We start from the raw sequence: 12,854 nt of genomic DNA, 5'->3' as shown, positions 1-12,854 counted from the left end.
CCACCGTGTTCTCCACTTCCACCCGCAACTTCCCCAACCGCCTGGGCAAGAACAGCAATGTGTATCTGGGTTCTGCCGAACTGGCTGCCATCTGCTCCAAGCTGGGTCGTATTCCGACCAAGGAAGAGTACTTGGCCGACATGGGCGTGTTGACCGCCGCCAGCGACACGGTGTACCAGTACCTGAATTTTGACAAGATCGGTGACTACACCGACTCAGCGGCCACGGTGACGGAAGGCGTGGCTGCGTAAGCTGCCCACCCATCAAAACCAAAGCCCCGTGGTGCACGCCACGGGGCTTTTCTTTTTTGGGTTGGGATAATGGGGGGATGAACTTTTTGAACAGCATCCCCCTTTCCCTGCAAACCATTCTGCTATTGGTGGCCAGCAATGTGTTCATGACCTTTGCCTGGTATGGCCACCTGAAAAGCCTGGCCACCGTGCCCTGGTACACGGCGGCCCTGGTGAGTTGGGGCATTGCCCTGTTTGAATACCTGCTGCAGGTGCCGGCCAATCGCATTGGCTTTCAGCAAGCCGGTTTTTCGGTGGCCCAGCTCAAAATCATGCAGGAAATCATCACGCTAACGGTGTTTTTGCCATTTGCCATGATTTACCTGAAACAGCCCTTCAAGCTGGACTTTGTCTGGGCCGGGCTGTGCATGGTAGGTGCTGTGTACTTTATTTTTCGCAGCGCCTGATCGCGTCAGATACCCCCGGGTTACGGGCGGTTACACTCCGCGCAGCCCAGATTTGGTCACAAGACTGACATATTTACTCGTTAGGAGCCAGCGATGCTGTTTGGAAAGTTGTTGCCGCGTGAAGGCAATTTTTTTGAGATGTTCAACCAGCACGCGGACCGCATCGTGGAGGCAGCCCAGGCTTTTTCCAAGTTGGTGGCCAACTACAACGACCTGGACTTGCGTGCCAAGTACAACCAGGAAGTGGATGACGCCGAGCGCGCCGCTGACCGCGTGACGCACGATGTCAACAAGGCCATCCACATCACCTTCATCACCCCGATCGACCGGGAACAGATCCACTCCCTGATCAACACCATGGACGACGTGGCCGATTTGATCCAGGACTCGGCCGAGACCATGGCGCTGTACGACGTGCGCCACATGACCGAAGAAATCGTGCGCCTGACCGACCTGAGCGTGAAGTGCTGCGAGCGCCTGCGTGACGCCGTCAAACTGCTGGACCACATTGCAGACCATGCCACAGCAGAAGCCGCCCTCAAGACCTGCGAAGAGATTGACCGCCTGGAGTCTGATGCTGACCGCGTGATGCGCACCGCCATGAGCAAGCTGTTCCGCGAAGAACCCGATGTGCGCGAGCTGATCAAGCTCAAGGCCATTTATGAGCTGCTGGAAACCATCACCGACAAGTGCGAGGATGTGGCCAACGTGATCGAAGGCATCATTCTCGAAAATTCCTGATCCGGACTGCGGTACCTAGTTATGCAAAACGTACAGGCAGCCCTGTGGGTGGTGATGTTGCTGGTGGCGCTGGCCATCATGTTCGACTTCATGAACGGGTTTCATGATGCAGCGAACTCGATTGCGACCGTGGTGTCCACCGGTGTTCTCAAGCCAGGCCAGGCGGTGTTGTTTGCCGCCTTTTTTAACCTGGTTGCCATTTTTATCTTCCATCTGAGCGTGGCGGCCACCGTGGGCAAAGGCATCGTGCAGCCTGGTGTGGTGGACGTGCACGTGGTGTTCGGGGCGCTTGTCGGAGCGATTTCCTGGAACGTGATCACCTGGATTTATGGTATCCCCAGCTCGTCTTCGCACGCGCTGATCGGTGGCATTGTGGGCGCTGTGATCGCCAAGTCGGGTGCCAGTGCCCTGGTTTCCGAAGGAATTCTGAAAACGGTCGCTTTCATCTTCATCTCGCCTTTGCTCGGCTTTGTCCTGGGCTCAATGATGATGGTCTTGGTGGCGTGGGTTTTCCGTCGCGCGCGGCCTTCCCGCATTGACAAATGGTTCCGCCGCTTGCAATTGATTTCGGCAGGCGCCTACAGCTTGGGCCATGGCGGCAACGATGCGCAAAAAACCATTGGCATCATCTGGATGATGTTGATTGCAACAGGGTATGTGGCTGCAGAAGACAAGTCGCCACCCTCATGGGTCATCATCTCCTGCTACATGGCCATTGGCGCAGGCACCATGTTTGGTGGCTGGCGTATTGTAAAAACCATGGGCCAGAAAATCACCAAGCTCAAGCCTGTGGGCGGCTTTTGCGCCGAGACCGGTGGGGCGTTGACTCTATTCCTGGCTACGGCGATGGGTGTGCCCGTGTCGACCACGCACACCATCACGGGTGCGATCGTCGGCGTGGGCTCCACCCAACGCGCCAGCGCGGTGCGCTGGGGCGTGGCGGGCAACATTGTGTGGGCCTGGGTGCTGACCATTCCTGCTGCCGCGTTTGTGGCTGCAATTGCCTACTGGGTCAGTCTGCAGATTTTTTAAGCGGTGCCGGTTGCGACAGCGACTGGGCATCCTCCATCTGGTATTCAAAGTAGCGTTGAAAGCTGAAGGCAATACTGGCCATCAGCACCGTGGTGCCCACGGCCAGCGCGGCACCAACGCCCAGAATGGTGACCCAATGGGTGGCGCCCGCTGGCGCATCTTCTGGGACCTCTGCGTTGAAACGCTGGTTCCATTTCTCGCGTGCCATGAGCCCATAGACGATTGCGTTCAGCGCGCATCCTGCCAGAGTGAAGCCGAGCATAGGTATCAGCAGCCAACTCCACAGGTCATCCACGCCCAGGCTGCGCGCACGCCACACACCGTAGGCCCCCAGCAAGGTTGGAATCGGTAGCAGGCGAGCCAGCGTGTCGTAGCGCCCCAGCAGGTACCAGCGGTGCAGGCCCAGCGCGCCCAGCAAAAAAGTCAGCCACACGGCCAGTGTCTTGTTTTTCATGCGGCCACGTCCGCAGCCGAGGTGCTGTTGCCTGCGCCAATAAAGCGTTCCATGAGCACCACGTCCAGCCAGCGCTCAAATTTCCAGCCACACGCAGACAGCACGCCCACCTGCGAAAAACCGCAGCTACGGTGCACGCCGATGGAGCCCCGGTTGCCAGAGTCGCCGATCACTGCAATCAATTTACGGACTCCGGCGCGTTCGGCCTGGGCCATCAACTCCTGCAACAGCAGGCGGCCCAAGCCACGGCCTGCAGCCGCCGGTGCCAGGTAAATCGAGTCTTCGGCTGAGAATCGGTAGGCCGGGCGAGGCTTGAACCAATTGCAGTAGGCAAAGCCGATCACTCCGGTGGCATCTTCCAGCACCAAGTAGGGCAATCCCTTGGCGAGCACATCGGCCCGGCGCCCCACCATGTCGGCTTCTGTGGGGGGCGTGATCTCAAAAGTACCGGTGCCATGGAGTACGTGGTGGGCGTAAATGGCGGTCATAGCGCTCACGTCGGCATCGGTGCTGGGGCGAATTTTTGTCATTAAGATGGAAAACGTTATAATGGAGAGCTATTCAGAGTGTCACTGGCCGGGTGGTCAGTTGCGTGTCTCAACTTTGAATTTAATGGCTGAATTTTTTTCAGTCACCCAAAGGATAAATCATGGTCGTCATTCGACTCGCCCGTGGCGGTGCAAAAGCTCGCCCGTTTTTCAATATTGTTGTTGCTGACAAGCGCACCCGTCGTGACGGCCGCTTCATTGAGCGCATCGGTTTTTACAACCCCATCGCTACCGCCAATGAAGAAAGCATCCGCATTGCCCAGGACCGCTTGACTTACTGGAAGGGCGTTGGCGCCCAAGCGTCTCCCACCGTGGAACGCCTGATCAACCAAGCTGCTAAAAAAGCAGCCTAATGGGTCCTGTCGGTCGCGTGGCGCAAGCTGCCTGACCGACACCATTTTCCCCGCACCATGCTCGCTGGCCTCGAAGCTGCTGAACTGCCAGCGGACGCCATTGAAGTGGGGCGCATCGCAGATGCGTGGGGGATCAAGGGCTGGTTTAAAGTCCTGCCCTACAGCGCCGACCCCGAGGCGCTTTTTTCTTCCAAGCGCTGGTTTCTGTTGCCGACTGAAAAAGGTGTCAAAACCTTTACCGGTACGGTGCAACTGGCCGTCAAGGAAGTCAAAGAACACTCAGACACCGTGGTGGCCAGTGCCATCGATGTTGATGACCGCAACGCCGCTGAGGCTTTGCGTGGTGCGCGCATCTTTATTTCTCGCGCCAGCTTTCCCAGCGCAGCCAAAGACGAGTACTACTGGGTCGACCTGATTGGCCTGAACGTAGTTAATCGCCAGGATGAAGAATTGGGCGTCGTGCGTGAACTGCTGTCCACCGGGCCACAAACCGTGCTGGTCATCGAGTACCAGCTGGACGGCAAACCTCAGGAGCGCATGATTCCGTTCGTCTCCGCCTATGTGGACGACGTGGACCTGGCGGCCAAGCGTATCCGTGTGGACTGGCTTGCTGATTACTGAGCGACAAGCGCATGCGCTTTGATGTCATCACGCTGTTTCCCGAGCTGTTTGAACCCTTTCTTAAGATAGGCATCACCCGCCGCGCCTATGAGACGGGCCAGGTGCAGGTGCAACTGACCAACCCCCGTGACTTTGCCAGCGGCAACTACCGACGTGTGGATGATCGCCCGTTTGGGGGCGGGCCTGGCATGGTGATGATGGCGGAGCCACTGGAAAAAGCCGTGCAGGCCATACGCGCCAGCCGCAATGACAACGCGCCCGTGCTGCTGTTTTCCCCGATTGGCCAAGCGCTGAACCATGCCGCCGTAGAGCGATGGTCTGCCAGTGAAGGCGCCATTCTGGTGTGCGGCCGCTACGAAGGCATCGACCAGCGTTTTATTGATCGCTATGTCGATGGACAAATCAGTCTGGGTGACTTTGTGTTGTCGGGCGGTGAGATCGCCGCCATGGCCATGCTGGACGCCATTGCGCGCCTGCAGCCCGGTGTGTTGAGCGATGCCGATAGCCACCACCAGGACAGTTTCAACCCCGCATTGGATGGCCTGCTGGACTGTCCGCACTACACCCGGCCCGACACCTGGGCGGACCAGGCGGTGCCCGTTGTGCTGATGTCGGGTCACCATGAGCAGATCGAACGCTGGCGGCGCGAGCAGCGCCTGGCGCTGACTGCGCAGCACCGCCCCGATTTGCTAAATACTGCGCGCCAGCAAGGCTTGTTGGACAAGCGCGACGAGCAGTATTTGGCTGGAAAAAACTAGGCTGCTATAATGGTGGGCTAACCGATCCTCTGCTCGGCCAGGCCACGCTTCTTTGGGAAGACGTTGGTTGGCACCAATTCCGGTGCCGGCGCTTGCAAGATCACGAAGGAAATCATGAACCTGATCCAAACTCTTGAGCAAGAAGAAATTGCTCGCCTGGGTAAAACCATCCCAGAATTCGCCCCCGGTGACACCGTGGTGGTGAGCGTGAACGTTGTTGAAGGCACACGCAAGCGCGTGCAGGCTTACGAAGGTGTTGTGATTGCCAAGCGTAATCGCGGCCTGAACAGCGGCTTCATCGTGCGCAAAATCTCCAGCGGCGAAGGCGTGGAACGTACATTCCAAACCTACAGCCCTCTGATCGCCAGCATCGAAGTCAAGCGCCGTGGTGACGTGCGCCGTGCCAAGCTGTACTACCTGCGTGACCGCAGCGGCAAGTCGGCTCGTATCAAGGAAAAACTGCCAGCAAAGAAGACAGCCGCGTAATTCAACGCACTGTTTTTTGGCAAGAAAGCCGCCCCAGCATTGTCTGCGGCGGCTTTTTTCATGGCCGTTTCGGTTTTCCCTTTCCATGTGATAGGTATGATTTCCCGTGGCCGTCCCTCCCATGTTTGATCCCAGTTTGGTGCCCGTCGTCGGAACGGACCACCACTTGCCGTCAGTGCCCCAGCACGCCTTGCAGAGCGCTGCGTTGCGACTACGCTTCGCCCATCCGCCCGCTTGGTCTCCTCAACTCCATACCGAGCCCAAATTTTCCAGTCGGGCGCCTGCCCATGCCTCGGTGCTGATTCCTTTGGTGATGCACGACGATCAGCTGACGGTGTTGCTGACTCAGCGCACCGCGCATTTGTCCAGCCACTCGGGGCAGGTGGCGTTTCCCGGGGGTAAGGCCGACCCTGAGGACGTCGATGCGGTGGCCACGGCTCTGCGCGAGGCGCAGGAAGAGATTGGCTTGGATCCCAGCCACGTCGAGGTGATTGGCAGCATGCCCACCTACACCACGGGCAGCGCGTATGTGGTGACCCCGGTGGTGGCGCTGGTGCACCCCGGCATGGTCCTGACATTGAATGCCGATGAGGTGGCAGATGCGTTTGAAGTACCTCTGTCATACCTGATGAACCCCGCCCATCACCGCCACCATGCTGTCGAGTGGGAGGGTGCGCGCCGCCATTGGCTCTCCATGCCTTACCAGGATGGGGCGCATGAGCGCTTTATCTGGGGTGCTACCGCAGGCATGCTGCGCAACCTGTACCAATTTTTGCTGCTCTAGCGATGTCGGGGTGCGTCAGGGGACGGTGCTGCGTTGGTCAGGTCGCTATGATTGCCGCATGAGTTTTATCTCCATTTTGTTGGCCTTGTTGTTGGAACAGGCCAAGCCCTTGCCCCAGATTAATCCGGTGCACAACAGCGTGCGCAACTGGGTGCGCTGGGTGATGCGCAATTTTGACGCGGGTAAGCCCCAGCATGGCTGGTTGGCGTGGTCCCTGGCGGTGTCTGGTCCGTCATTGCTGGTGCTGGGTGTGCACTGGTTGTTGGTCTGGCAATTGGGCTGGGCGTTTGCGGTGGTGTGGAACGTGGCCATCCTGTACGCCACCTTGGGGTTTCGGCAGTTCAGCCACCATTTCACGCAGATACGCGACGCGCTGGATGCCGGTGACGAAGCCGCGGCGCGCGAAGCGCTGGCGGGCTGGATGCGCATTGATGCCAGCGCGCTGCCGCGCAGCGAGATCGTGCGCCATGTGATCGAGTACTCGGTGCTCAGTGCGCACCGCCATGTGTTCGGCGTGTTCGCCTGGTATTCGCTGCTTGCGGCCTTGGGCTTGGGCCCTGCGGGCGCGGTGTTCTACCGCGTCAGCGAATACATCTCGGTGTTTGCGAAGCGGCCCACGCGGCCCGAGCTGCCTCCGGTCAGTGATGCCGTGCGTTACCAAGCAGCGCGCGCTTGGGCACTGGTGGACTGGTTGCCTTCACGCGTGACCGCGCTGAGTTTTGCTTTTGTGGGCAGCTTTGAGGAGGCCGTGGACAGCTGGCGCCGCCACGAAGCGGTGCACCCGCTGGACAACGATGGTGTGGTGTTGGCGGCCACTGCCGGCGCCGTGAATGTGCGGCTGGGCCAGGATGACCCTGCGGCCAGTGGCCAAGTGCCCGAGCCCGCCCACTTGCGGGCCGTGGTGGGCCTGGTGTGGCGCACCGTGGTGATGTGGATGGTGTTCTTGGCCCTGCTGTCGCTGGCACGCTTGCTGGGTTGATCAGTAGCGCGTTTGTGAGAGTTCGGCAAATAGATCGCTATAAATTTTGTAGCGATGCGCGCCGATTCCATGGGGGCTAGGGCCCTCTTTGACCTTTGATATCACGCCGCACCCCGGTTCGTGCAAATGACTGCAGTTGTAAAACTTGCACTCTTGCGCATGCGCCTTGATGTCGGGCATCAGGCTGGCCAGGTGCATGGGGTCAATGTGGTTGAGGCCGAACTCCTGAAAGCCGGGTGAGTCGATCACCGCCGTGGTCTTGGCCGCATCCACCCAGTACAGGCTGGTGCTGGTGGTGGTGTGCTTGCCGGAGTTCAGCGCCGTCGATATTTCGTTGGTCAGCACTTGCGCGTTGGGAATCAACCGGTTGATCAGCGTGCTTTTGCCCGAGCCGGACGGTCCCAGCACCAGCGTGGTCTTGCCCAGCATCAGCGGCATCAGCGCGTCCAGCTCGGTGGCGTTGATGCCATCAGCCTTGGGCTTGAGGGCGAGTGGTACCACCTGGTAGCCCATCTCACGGTAGGGCCCCATGCGGTCCCAGGCGCGGCCGAAGGGCTCGGTCAGGTCACTCTTGTTCAGCGCGATGATGGGGCGGATTTTTTCGGCCTCGGCTGCAATCAGGGCGCGGCTCAGTTGGCTCTCGGAAAACTCGGGCTCAGCGGCGATGAGGATCAGTACCTGATCCAGGTTGGCCGCAAACGACTTGGTGCGAATTTCGTCCTGCCGGTAAAACAGGTTGCGACGTGGCAGCACCTTCTCGATGGTGCCTTCGTCCTGCGTGGGCTGCCACAGCACCTGGTCGCCAACCACGGTCTGGCTTTTCTTGCCGCGCGGGTGACAGATCAGGCGGCGGCCATCGGGCGTTTCCACCCATACATGGCGGCCGTGGCCTGCGACGACGATTCCGGGTTCCAGTTGGGGCGCTGCCAAAACGGAGACCTACGCGGGCAGCAGCGCGTCAACCAGCGCTGCGCATTCAAAGTCGGAGCGCGACACGCCATGCACATCGTGCGTGTTGAAGCGTACGCTGCAGCTGCCGTAGGTCACCAGCAGTTCCGGGTGATGGTCTTGTTGGTCGGCGATGAAGGCCACCGCGTTCACAAACGCCATGGTCTTCAGAAAATTGTCGAAGCGGTAGGTCTTCTCAATCGCGATGTTGGCGCCATCGCCATGCAGCTTCCAGCCTTCCACCTTGGTCAGACTCGCTATGATTTGTGTAGCAGTCAGCGCAGTGCGTACGGGGGCTGGAGGCATTTTTTGTTCCGAATTGGCGAGCATGTCAGGTTCCTGCCGCAGGAGACAGCATGCGACCCAGTCGCTCGGAGGCCGGTGGGTGCGAATAGTAGAACTTCACGTACACCGGGTCCGGCGTGAGCGTGGAGGCATTGTCCTTGTACAGCTTGAGCAGGGCGGAGGACAGGTCGGCTCCGCTGGTGTGGGCCACCGCGTAGGCATCGGCCTCGAACTCGTGTTTGCGCGAGAGCTGGGCAAACACCGGCCCCACAAAGCTGCCAAGCAGCGGCAGCACCATCATGAACAGCAGCAGGGCCAGCGCATCGTTGGCGCCCGTCATGCTGGGCGCCACTCCCAGGCCGGTGTAGAACCAGACTTGCTGACTAGCCCAACCTAGCAGCGCAAACCCCAGCAGGCTCAACCCAAACAGCGACACCATGCGCTTGACGATGTGTTTGTGCTTGAAGTGTCCCAATTCGTGGGCCAGCACGGCGTCCACTTCGGCGGGGCTGAGCTGGGCCAGCAGGGTGTCGTAAAACACCACGCGCTTGGAGGCGCCAAAGCCGGTGAAATAGGCATTGGCATGCGCGCTGCGCTTGCTGCCATCCATCACGTAAAAGCCCTTGGAGGTGAAGCCGCAGCGTGCCATCAGGGCGGACACTCGGTCTTTCAGTGCTGCGTCTTCCAGGGGTTTGAACTGGTTGAACAGCGGCGCAATCCAGGTGGGGTAGACCAGCAGCATCAACAGGTTGAAGCCCATCCACACGCCCCAGGTCCAGACCCACCAGTAGGCGCCAGTGGCCCCCATCATCCACACCACGAGGGCCGCAATCGGCAGGCCAATCACAGCACCCACCAGCGTGGACTTGAGTAAGTCCTGCAGCCAGAGCTTGGGCGTAGTCTTGTTGAAGCCAAAGCGCTGCTCCAGCACAAAGGTGCGGTACAGCGTGAAGGGCAGGTCCAACACCGAGCCAATCACCATGAACGCAGCCAGCAAGGCGACCTGCTGCAGCACGCCGGGCGTTATCCATTGCAGCAGCGTCTGGTTCAGCCACGACAGGCCACCCAATAGCGTCCAGCACAGCACCACGGCCGTGCCAAAGGCCAGTTCCAAGAGGCCCAGGCGGCCCTGGGTGATGGTGTAGTCGGCGGCCTTGTGGTGGGCCTCTAGGCTGATTTGCGCGCTAAAGGCGGGGGGCACGGCATCGCGGTGCTGGGCCACATGGCGCACCTGGCGCGTGGCCAGCCAGAATTTAAGTAGCACGCTGGCCAGCAGGGCGACGGCGAAGACCACCGTCATCAGGAGGGAGGAAGAGGCAGCAGGAGAAGCATCGGTCATGGCGCCAGAGTTTAGGCCATCGGCGACAATGCCGGCATGGCTGAATCCAACACCCCCACAAGCGCCGTATTGGCAAAATCCGACAAAAACCTCGTCTGGCTGGACTGCGAAATGACCGGCCTGGAGCCCGATGTGGACCGCATCATCGAGATCGCCGTCATCGTGACCGACCCGAACCTGGGCAACCGGGTGGAGGGCCCGGTGTATGTGATCCACCAGACCGACGCGCAGCTTGACAAGATGGACGCCTGGAACAAAGGTACCCATGGCAAGAGCGGCCTGATCGACAAGGTGAAAGCGTCCACCACCACCGAAGCCGAAGCCGAAGCGCAGCTCATCGCCTTCCTCAGCCAGTATGTGCCGACCAGCGGTTCGCCCATGTGCGGCAACAGCATTGGCCAGGACCGCCGCTTCCTGGTGAAGTACATGCCCAAGCTGGAGGCTTTCTTCCACTACCGCAACCTGGACGTGAGCACGCTCAAGGAACTGGCCAAGCGCTGGAAGCCCAGCGTGGCTGAGTCGTTCAAAAAGCAGCAAAAGCACACAGCGCTGGCCGATGTGCACGAGTCCATCGACGAGCTTGCACACTACCGAGCCCACTTTTTAAAATTGGATTAGGTAGAAACCCGGATTCATGCCATAATCGCAGGCTTCGCTGGTAACGCATGTTGCGGCCAGCGAATTTTGTACATCTCCCTTCATTCACCGGGCTCGCTTTTCCAAGCGATATACGCCCCCAGCACTGAGACCCCACGGCGGGGCAGAGCAGGTTCCGTTTGATGGTTGATGTTTTTTAACCATTGACGGAGCAGTCGCACAACCTGCGGCGCTCGCGTGTGAGAAAAAATATGACTGACGCTTTTGAAGTGACAGGCGAATTCGCGCCTGCCGAAAACATTTCCATGCCCGCAAACACCGTGGAGTCCATCGGCGAAACCGCCGAGCTGGATGCCGCTGATGCGGTTGAAACCATCGAAGCCCCCAACGGTTTCGTCGAACTGGGTCTGGCCCCTGAGCTGGTTCAGGCCTGTAAAGACCTGGGCTATACCCAACCTACCGTGGTGCAAAAGAAGGCCATTCCTTTGGCCATGGGCTCCGACGTGTCCAAGGGTCAAGCTGCCAAGTTCATCGACTTGATGGTGTCCAGCCAGACCGGTAGCGGCAAGACGGCCGCCTTCCTGTTGCCCGTGCTGCACACCCTGCTGACCCAAATGGCCCAAGCCGAAGCCGACGAACGCGCCGAGTTTGAGCGTCTGACCGCTGAAGCCCTGGAAAAAGGTGAACCGGCTCCCAAGCGCGCCAAGCGCAAGGACCCCACCAATGTCCGCAACTTCAAGGCTCCTACTCCTGGCGCTTTGATTGTTTGCCCCACCCGCGAACTGGCCCAGCAAGTGGCGCATGACGCCATCGACCTGGTGCAACATTGCCGCGGTCTGCGCGTAGCCAACATCGTGGGCGGCATGCCTTACCAGCTGCAAATCGCCAAGCTGCAAAACGCCAATCTGGTCGTGGCCACCCCTGGCCGTCTGCTGGACCTGCAACGCTCCATGCAAATCAAGCTGGACCAAGTCCAGTTTCTGGTGGTGGACGAGGCCGACCGCATGTTGGACCTGGGCTTCTCCGATGACCTGGCTGAAATCAACCAGCTGACCATCGACCGCAAGCAAACCATGATGTTCAGCGCCACGTTCGCGCCCCGCATTCAGCAGCTCGCTGCCCGTGTGATGCGTGAACCCCAGCGCGTGACCATCGACAACCCGCAAGAAAAACACGTCAACATCAAGCAAGTGCTGCATTGGGCCGACAACGCCCAGCACAAGCGCAAGTTGCTGGACCACTGGTTGCGCGACACCGGTATCAACCAAGCGATCGTGTTTGCCAGCACCCAGATCGAGTGCGATGGCTTGGCCAACGACCTGCAGCAAGACGGCTTTGACGCCGTGGCCCTGCACGGTGCCCTGAGCCAGGGTCTGCGTAACCGCCGCCTGATGGCCCTGCGCCAAGGCCAGGTGCAAATTCTGGTGGCAACTGACGTAGCTGCCCGCGGTATCGACGTGCCTACCATCACCCACGTGTTCAACTTTGGTCTGCCCATGAAGGCCGAGGACTACACCCACCGCATTGGCCGTACCGGCCGTGCCGGTCGCGATGGTCTGGCCATCACCTTTGCCGAAATGCGCGATCGTCGCAAGATTTTCGACATCGAAGCCTACACACGCCAGCCTATCAAGGCCGAGACGATTCCAGGCCTGGAACCTCAGCAGCGCGCTCCTGAATCTCGCCCCAGCTTCGCTGGTCGTGCCAATCCAGGTGGCGGCTTCGGCGGCGACCGTGACCGCAAGTTCAGCAACGGCCCCCGTGAAGGTGGCTTTGGTGGCAACCGCGGTAACGGTGGCGGCTTCGGCGGACGTCCTCCAGCCGGTGGTGCCCCGCGTGATTTTGGCCACAGCGCACGTGACTTTGGCGGCGCGTCCCGCGAAGGCTTCAGCTACGAACGCAAGGGTGGGTTCAATGACCGCTTTGCTGGCCAAGGCGCTCCCCGCGGTGATGCACGTCCTCCCCGTGCCGACTTCCAACCTCGCGGCGATTTCCAACCTCGCGGCGATTTCCAACCCCGTGGTGATTTCCAGGCACCGCGCGGTGACTTTGGCGCCCCCCGTGGTGACTTCGGTGCACCGCGTGGCGACTTCGCTGCCCGCAAGCCTGCCTTTGGCAAGCCCGCCGGTTTTGCCAAGCCCGGTAACGGTGGCAAAGTGTTTGTGCCCCGTGACGCCAAGAAGCGTCCTGCGCGCAACACCGACTGATCACACCTGACCAGTCCAGCAAAAA

The 12,854-nt window shown here is 60.0% G+C and carries 17 protein-coding genes; 12 read left to right on the top strand and 5 right to left on the bottom strand.

Annotated features, from left to right (window positions below; all coding sequences use genetic code 11):
• The 4 genes from AC1DZ5_RS20635 to AC1DZ5_RS20620 all read left to right on the top strand — a co-directional run.
• On the top strand, positions 1–251 hold a 251-nt coding region (locus AC1DZ5_RS20635; protein WP_477892543.1), incomplete at its 5' end, for a hypothetical protein.
• Between the two features lie 77 nt (positions 252–328).
• Entirely contained in the window at positions 329–697 is a 369-nt protein-coding gene (locus AC1DZ5_RS20630) for a DMT family protein (protein WP_310341603.1), read from the top strand.
• A gap of 93 nt (positions 698–790) precedes the next feature.
• Entirely contained in the window at positions 791–1,438 is a 648-nt protein-coding gene (locus tag AC1DZ5_RS20625) for a DUF47 domain-containing protein (RefSeq protein WP_310341605.1), read from the top strand.
• Between the two features lie 21 nt (positions 1,439–1,459).
• Complete coding sequence (locus tag AC1DZ5_RS20620) at positions 1,460–2,470, top strand: inorganic phosphate transporter (RefSeq protein WP_477892540.1); 1,011 nt, start codon at positions 1,460–1,462, stop codon at positions 2,468–2,470.
• Here AC1DZ5_RS20620 and AC1DZ5_RS20615 read toward each other — a convergent pair.
• Entirely contained in the window at positions 2,451–2,924 is a 474-nt protein-coding gene (locus tag AC1DZ5_RS20615) for a TM2 domain-containing protein (RefSeq protein WP_477892538.1), read from the bottom strand. The genes AC1DZ5_RS20620 and AC1DZ5_RS20615 overlap by 20 nt on opposite strands.
• Entirely contained in the window at positions 2,921–3,454 is a 534-nt protein-coding gene (locus AC1DZ5_RS20610) for an N-acetyltransferase family protein (RefSeq protein WP_477892536.1), read from the bottom strand. Before AC1DZ5_RS20610 ends, AC1DZ5_RS20615 begins: the two co-directional genes overlap by 4 nt.
• Positions 3,455–3,573: 119 nt before the next feature.
• Here AC1DZ5_RS20610 and rpsP point away from each other — a divergent pair, with 119 nt between their 5' ends.
• The 6 genes from rpsP (at position 3,574) to AC1DZ5_RS20580 (ending at position 7,453) form a co-directional block, all read left to right on the top strand.
• Positions 3,574–3,825, top strand: a complete 252-nt coding sequence (gene rpsP, locus AC1DZ5_RS20605) for a 30S ribosomal protein S16 (RefSeq protein WP_310341612.1) — start codon at positions 3,574–3,576, stop codon at positions 3,823–3,825.
• A 57-nt stretch (positions 3,826–3,882) separates the two neighbouring features.
• Positions 3,883–4,446: a ribosome maturation factor RimM gene (gene rimM, locus AC1DZ5_RS20600; protein ID WP_477892533.1), complete on the top strand. Its 564-nt coding sequence runs from the start codon at positions 3,883–3,885 to the stop codon at positions 4,444–4,446.
• Between the two features lie 11 nt (positions 4,447–4,457).
• A complete protein-coding gene (trmD, locus tag AC1DZ5_RS20595; protein ID WP_477892531.1) occupies positions 4,458–5,204 on the top strand; it encodes a tRNA (guanosine(37)-N1)-methyltransferase TrmD in 747 nt (248 codons plus the stop codon).
• Between the two features lie 114 nt (positions 5,205–5,318).
• Complete coding sequence (gene rplS / locus AC1DZ5_RS20590; RefSeq protein ID WP_105260385.1) at positions 5,319–5,690, top strand: 50S ribosomal protein L19; 372 nt, start codon at positions 5,319–5,321, stop codon at positions 5,688–5,690.
• A gap of 121 nt (positions 5,691–5,811) precedes the next feature.
• Positions 5,812–6,474 carry a CoA pyrophosphatase gene (locus AC1DZ5_RS20585; RefSeq protein ID WP_477892529.1) on the top strand — a complete coding sequence of 221 codons (663 nt, stop codon included), beginning with the start codon at positions 5,812–5,814 and terminating at the stop codon, positions 6,472–6,474.
• 58 nt (positions 6,475–6,532) lie between these two features.
• A complete protein-coding gene (locus AC1DZ5_RS20580) occupies positions 6,533–7,453 on the top strand; it encodes a CobD/CbiB family protein (RefSeq protein WP_477892527.1) in 921 nt (306 codons plus the stop codon).
• Here the strand turns inward: AC1DZ5_RS20580 and rsgA are convergent, their stop codons facing one another.
• Genes rsgA through AC1DZ5_RS20565 form a run of 3 tightly spaced genes read right to left on the bottom strand, consistent with a single transcriptional unit; the run spans position 7,454 to position 10,025 of the window.
• Positions 7,454–8,383 carry a ribosome small subunit-dependent GTPase A gene (rsgA, locus tag AC1DZ5_RS20575; RefSeq protein WP_477892525.1) on the bottom strand — a complete coding sequence of 310 codons (930 nt, stop codon included), beginning with the start codon at positions 8,381–8,383 and terminating at the stop codon, positions 7,454–7,456. It lies immediately after the preceding gene.
• Between the two features lie 9 nt (positions 8,384–8,392).
• The gene (locus AC1DZ5_RS20570) at positions 8,393–8,731 is read right to left on the bottom strand and encodes a 4a-hydroxytetrahydrobiopterin dehydratase (protein ID WP_477892523.1); all 339 of its coding nucleotides are present in this window, start codon (positions 8,729–8,731) and stop codon (positions 8,393–8,395) included.
• Position 8,732: 1 nt separating this feature from the next.
• On the bottom strand, positions 8,733–10,025 hold the full coding sequence (locus tag AC1DZ5_RS20565; RefSeq protein WP_477892521.1) for a M48 family metallopeptidase: 1,293 nt from the start codon (positions 10,023–10,025) through the stop codon (positions 8,733–8,735).
• Positions 10,026–10,061: 36 nt separating this feature from the next.
• Here AC1DZ5_RS20565 and orn point away from each other — a divergent pair, with 36 nt between their 5' ends.
• The gene (gene orn / locus AC1DZ5_RS20560; protein ID WP_477892519.1) at positions 10,062–10,643 is read left to right on the top strand and encodes an oligoribonuclease; all 582 of its coding nucleotides are present in this window, start codon (positions 10,062–10,064) and stop codon (positions 10,641–10,643) included.
• Positions 10,644–10,873: 230 nt separating this feature from the next.
• On the top strand, positions 10,874–12,829 hold the full coding sequence (locus AC1DZ5_RS20555) for a DEAD/DEAH box helicase (RefSeq protein WP_477892517.1): 1,956 nt from the start codon (positions 10,874–10,876) through the stop codon (positions 12,827–12,829).
• Positions 12,830–12,854: the final 25 nt, after the last annotated feature.

The sequence above is a fragment of the Rhodoferax sp. P1_F3 genome (assembly GCF_056405715.1).
This window is presented reverse-complemented; position numbering and strand designations above follow the sequence as displayed.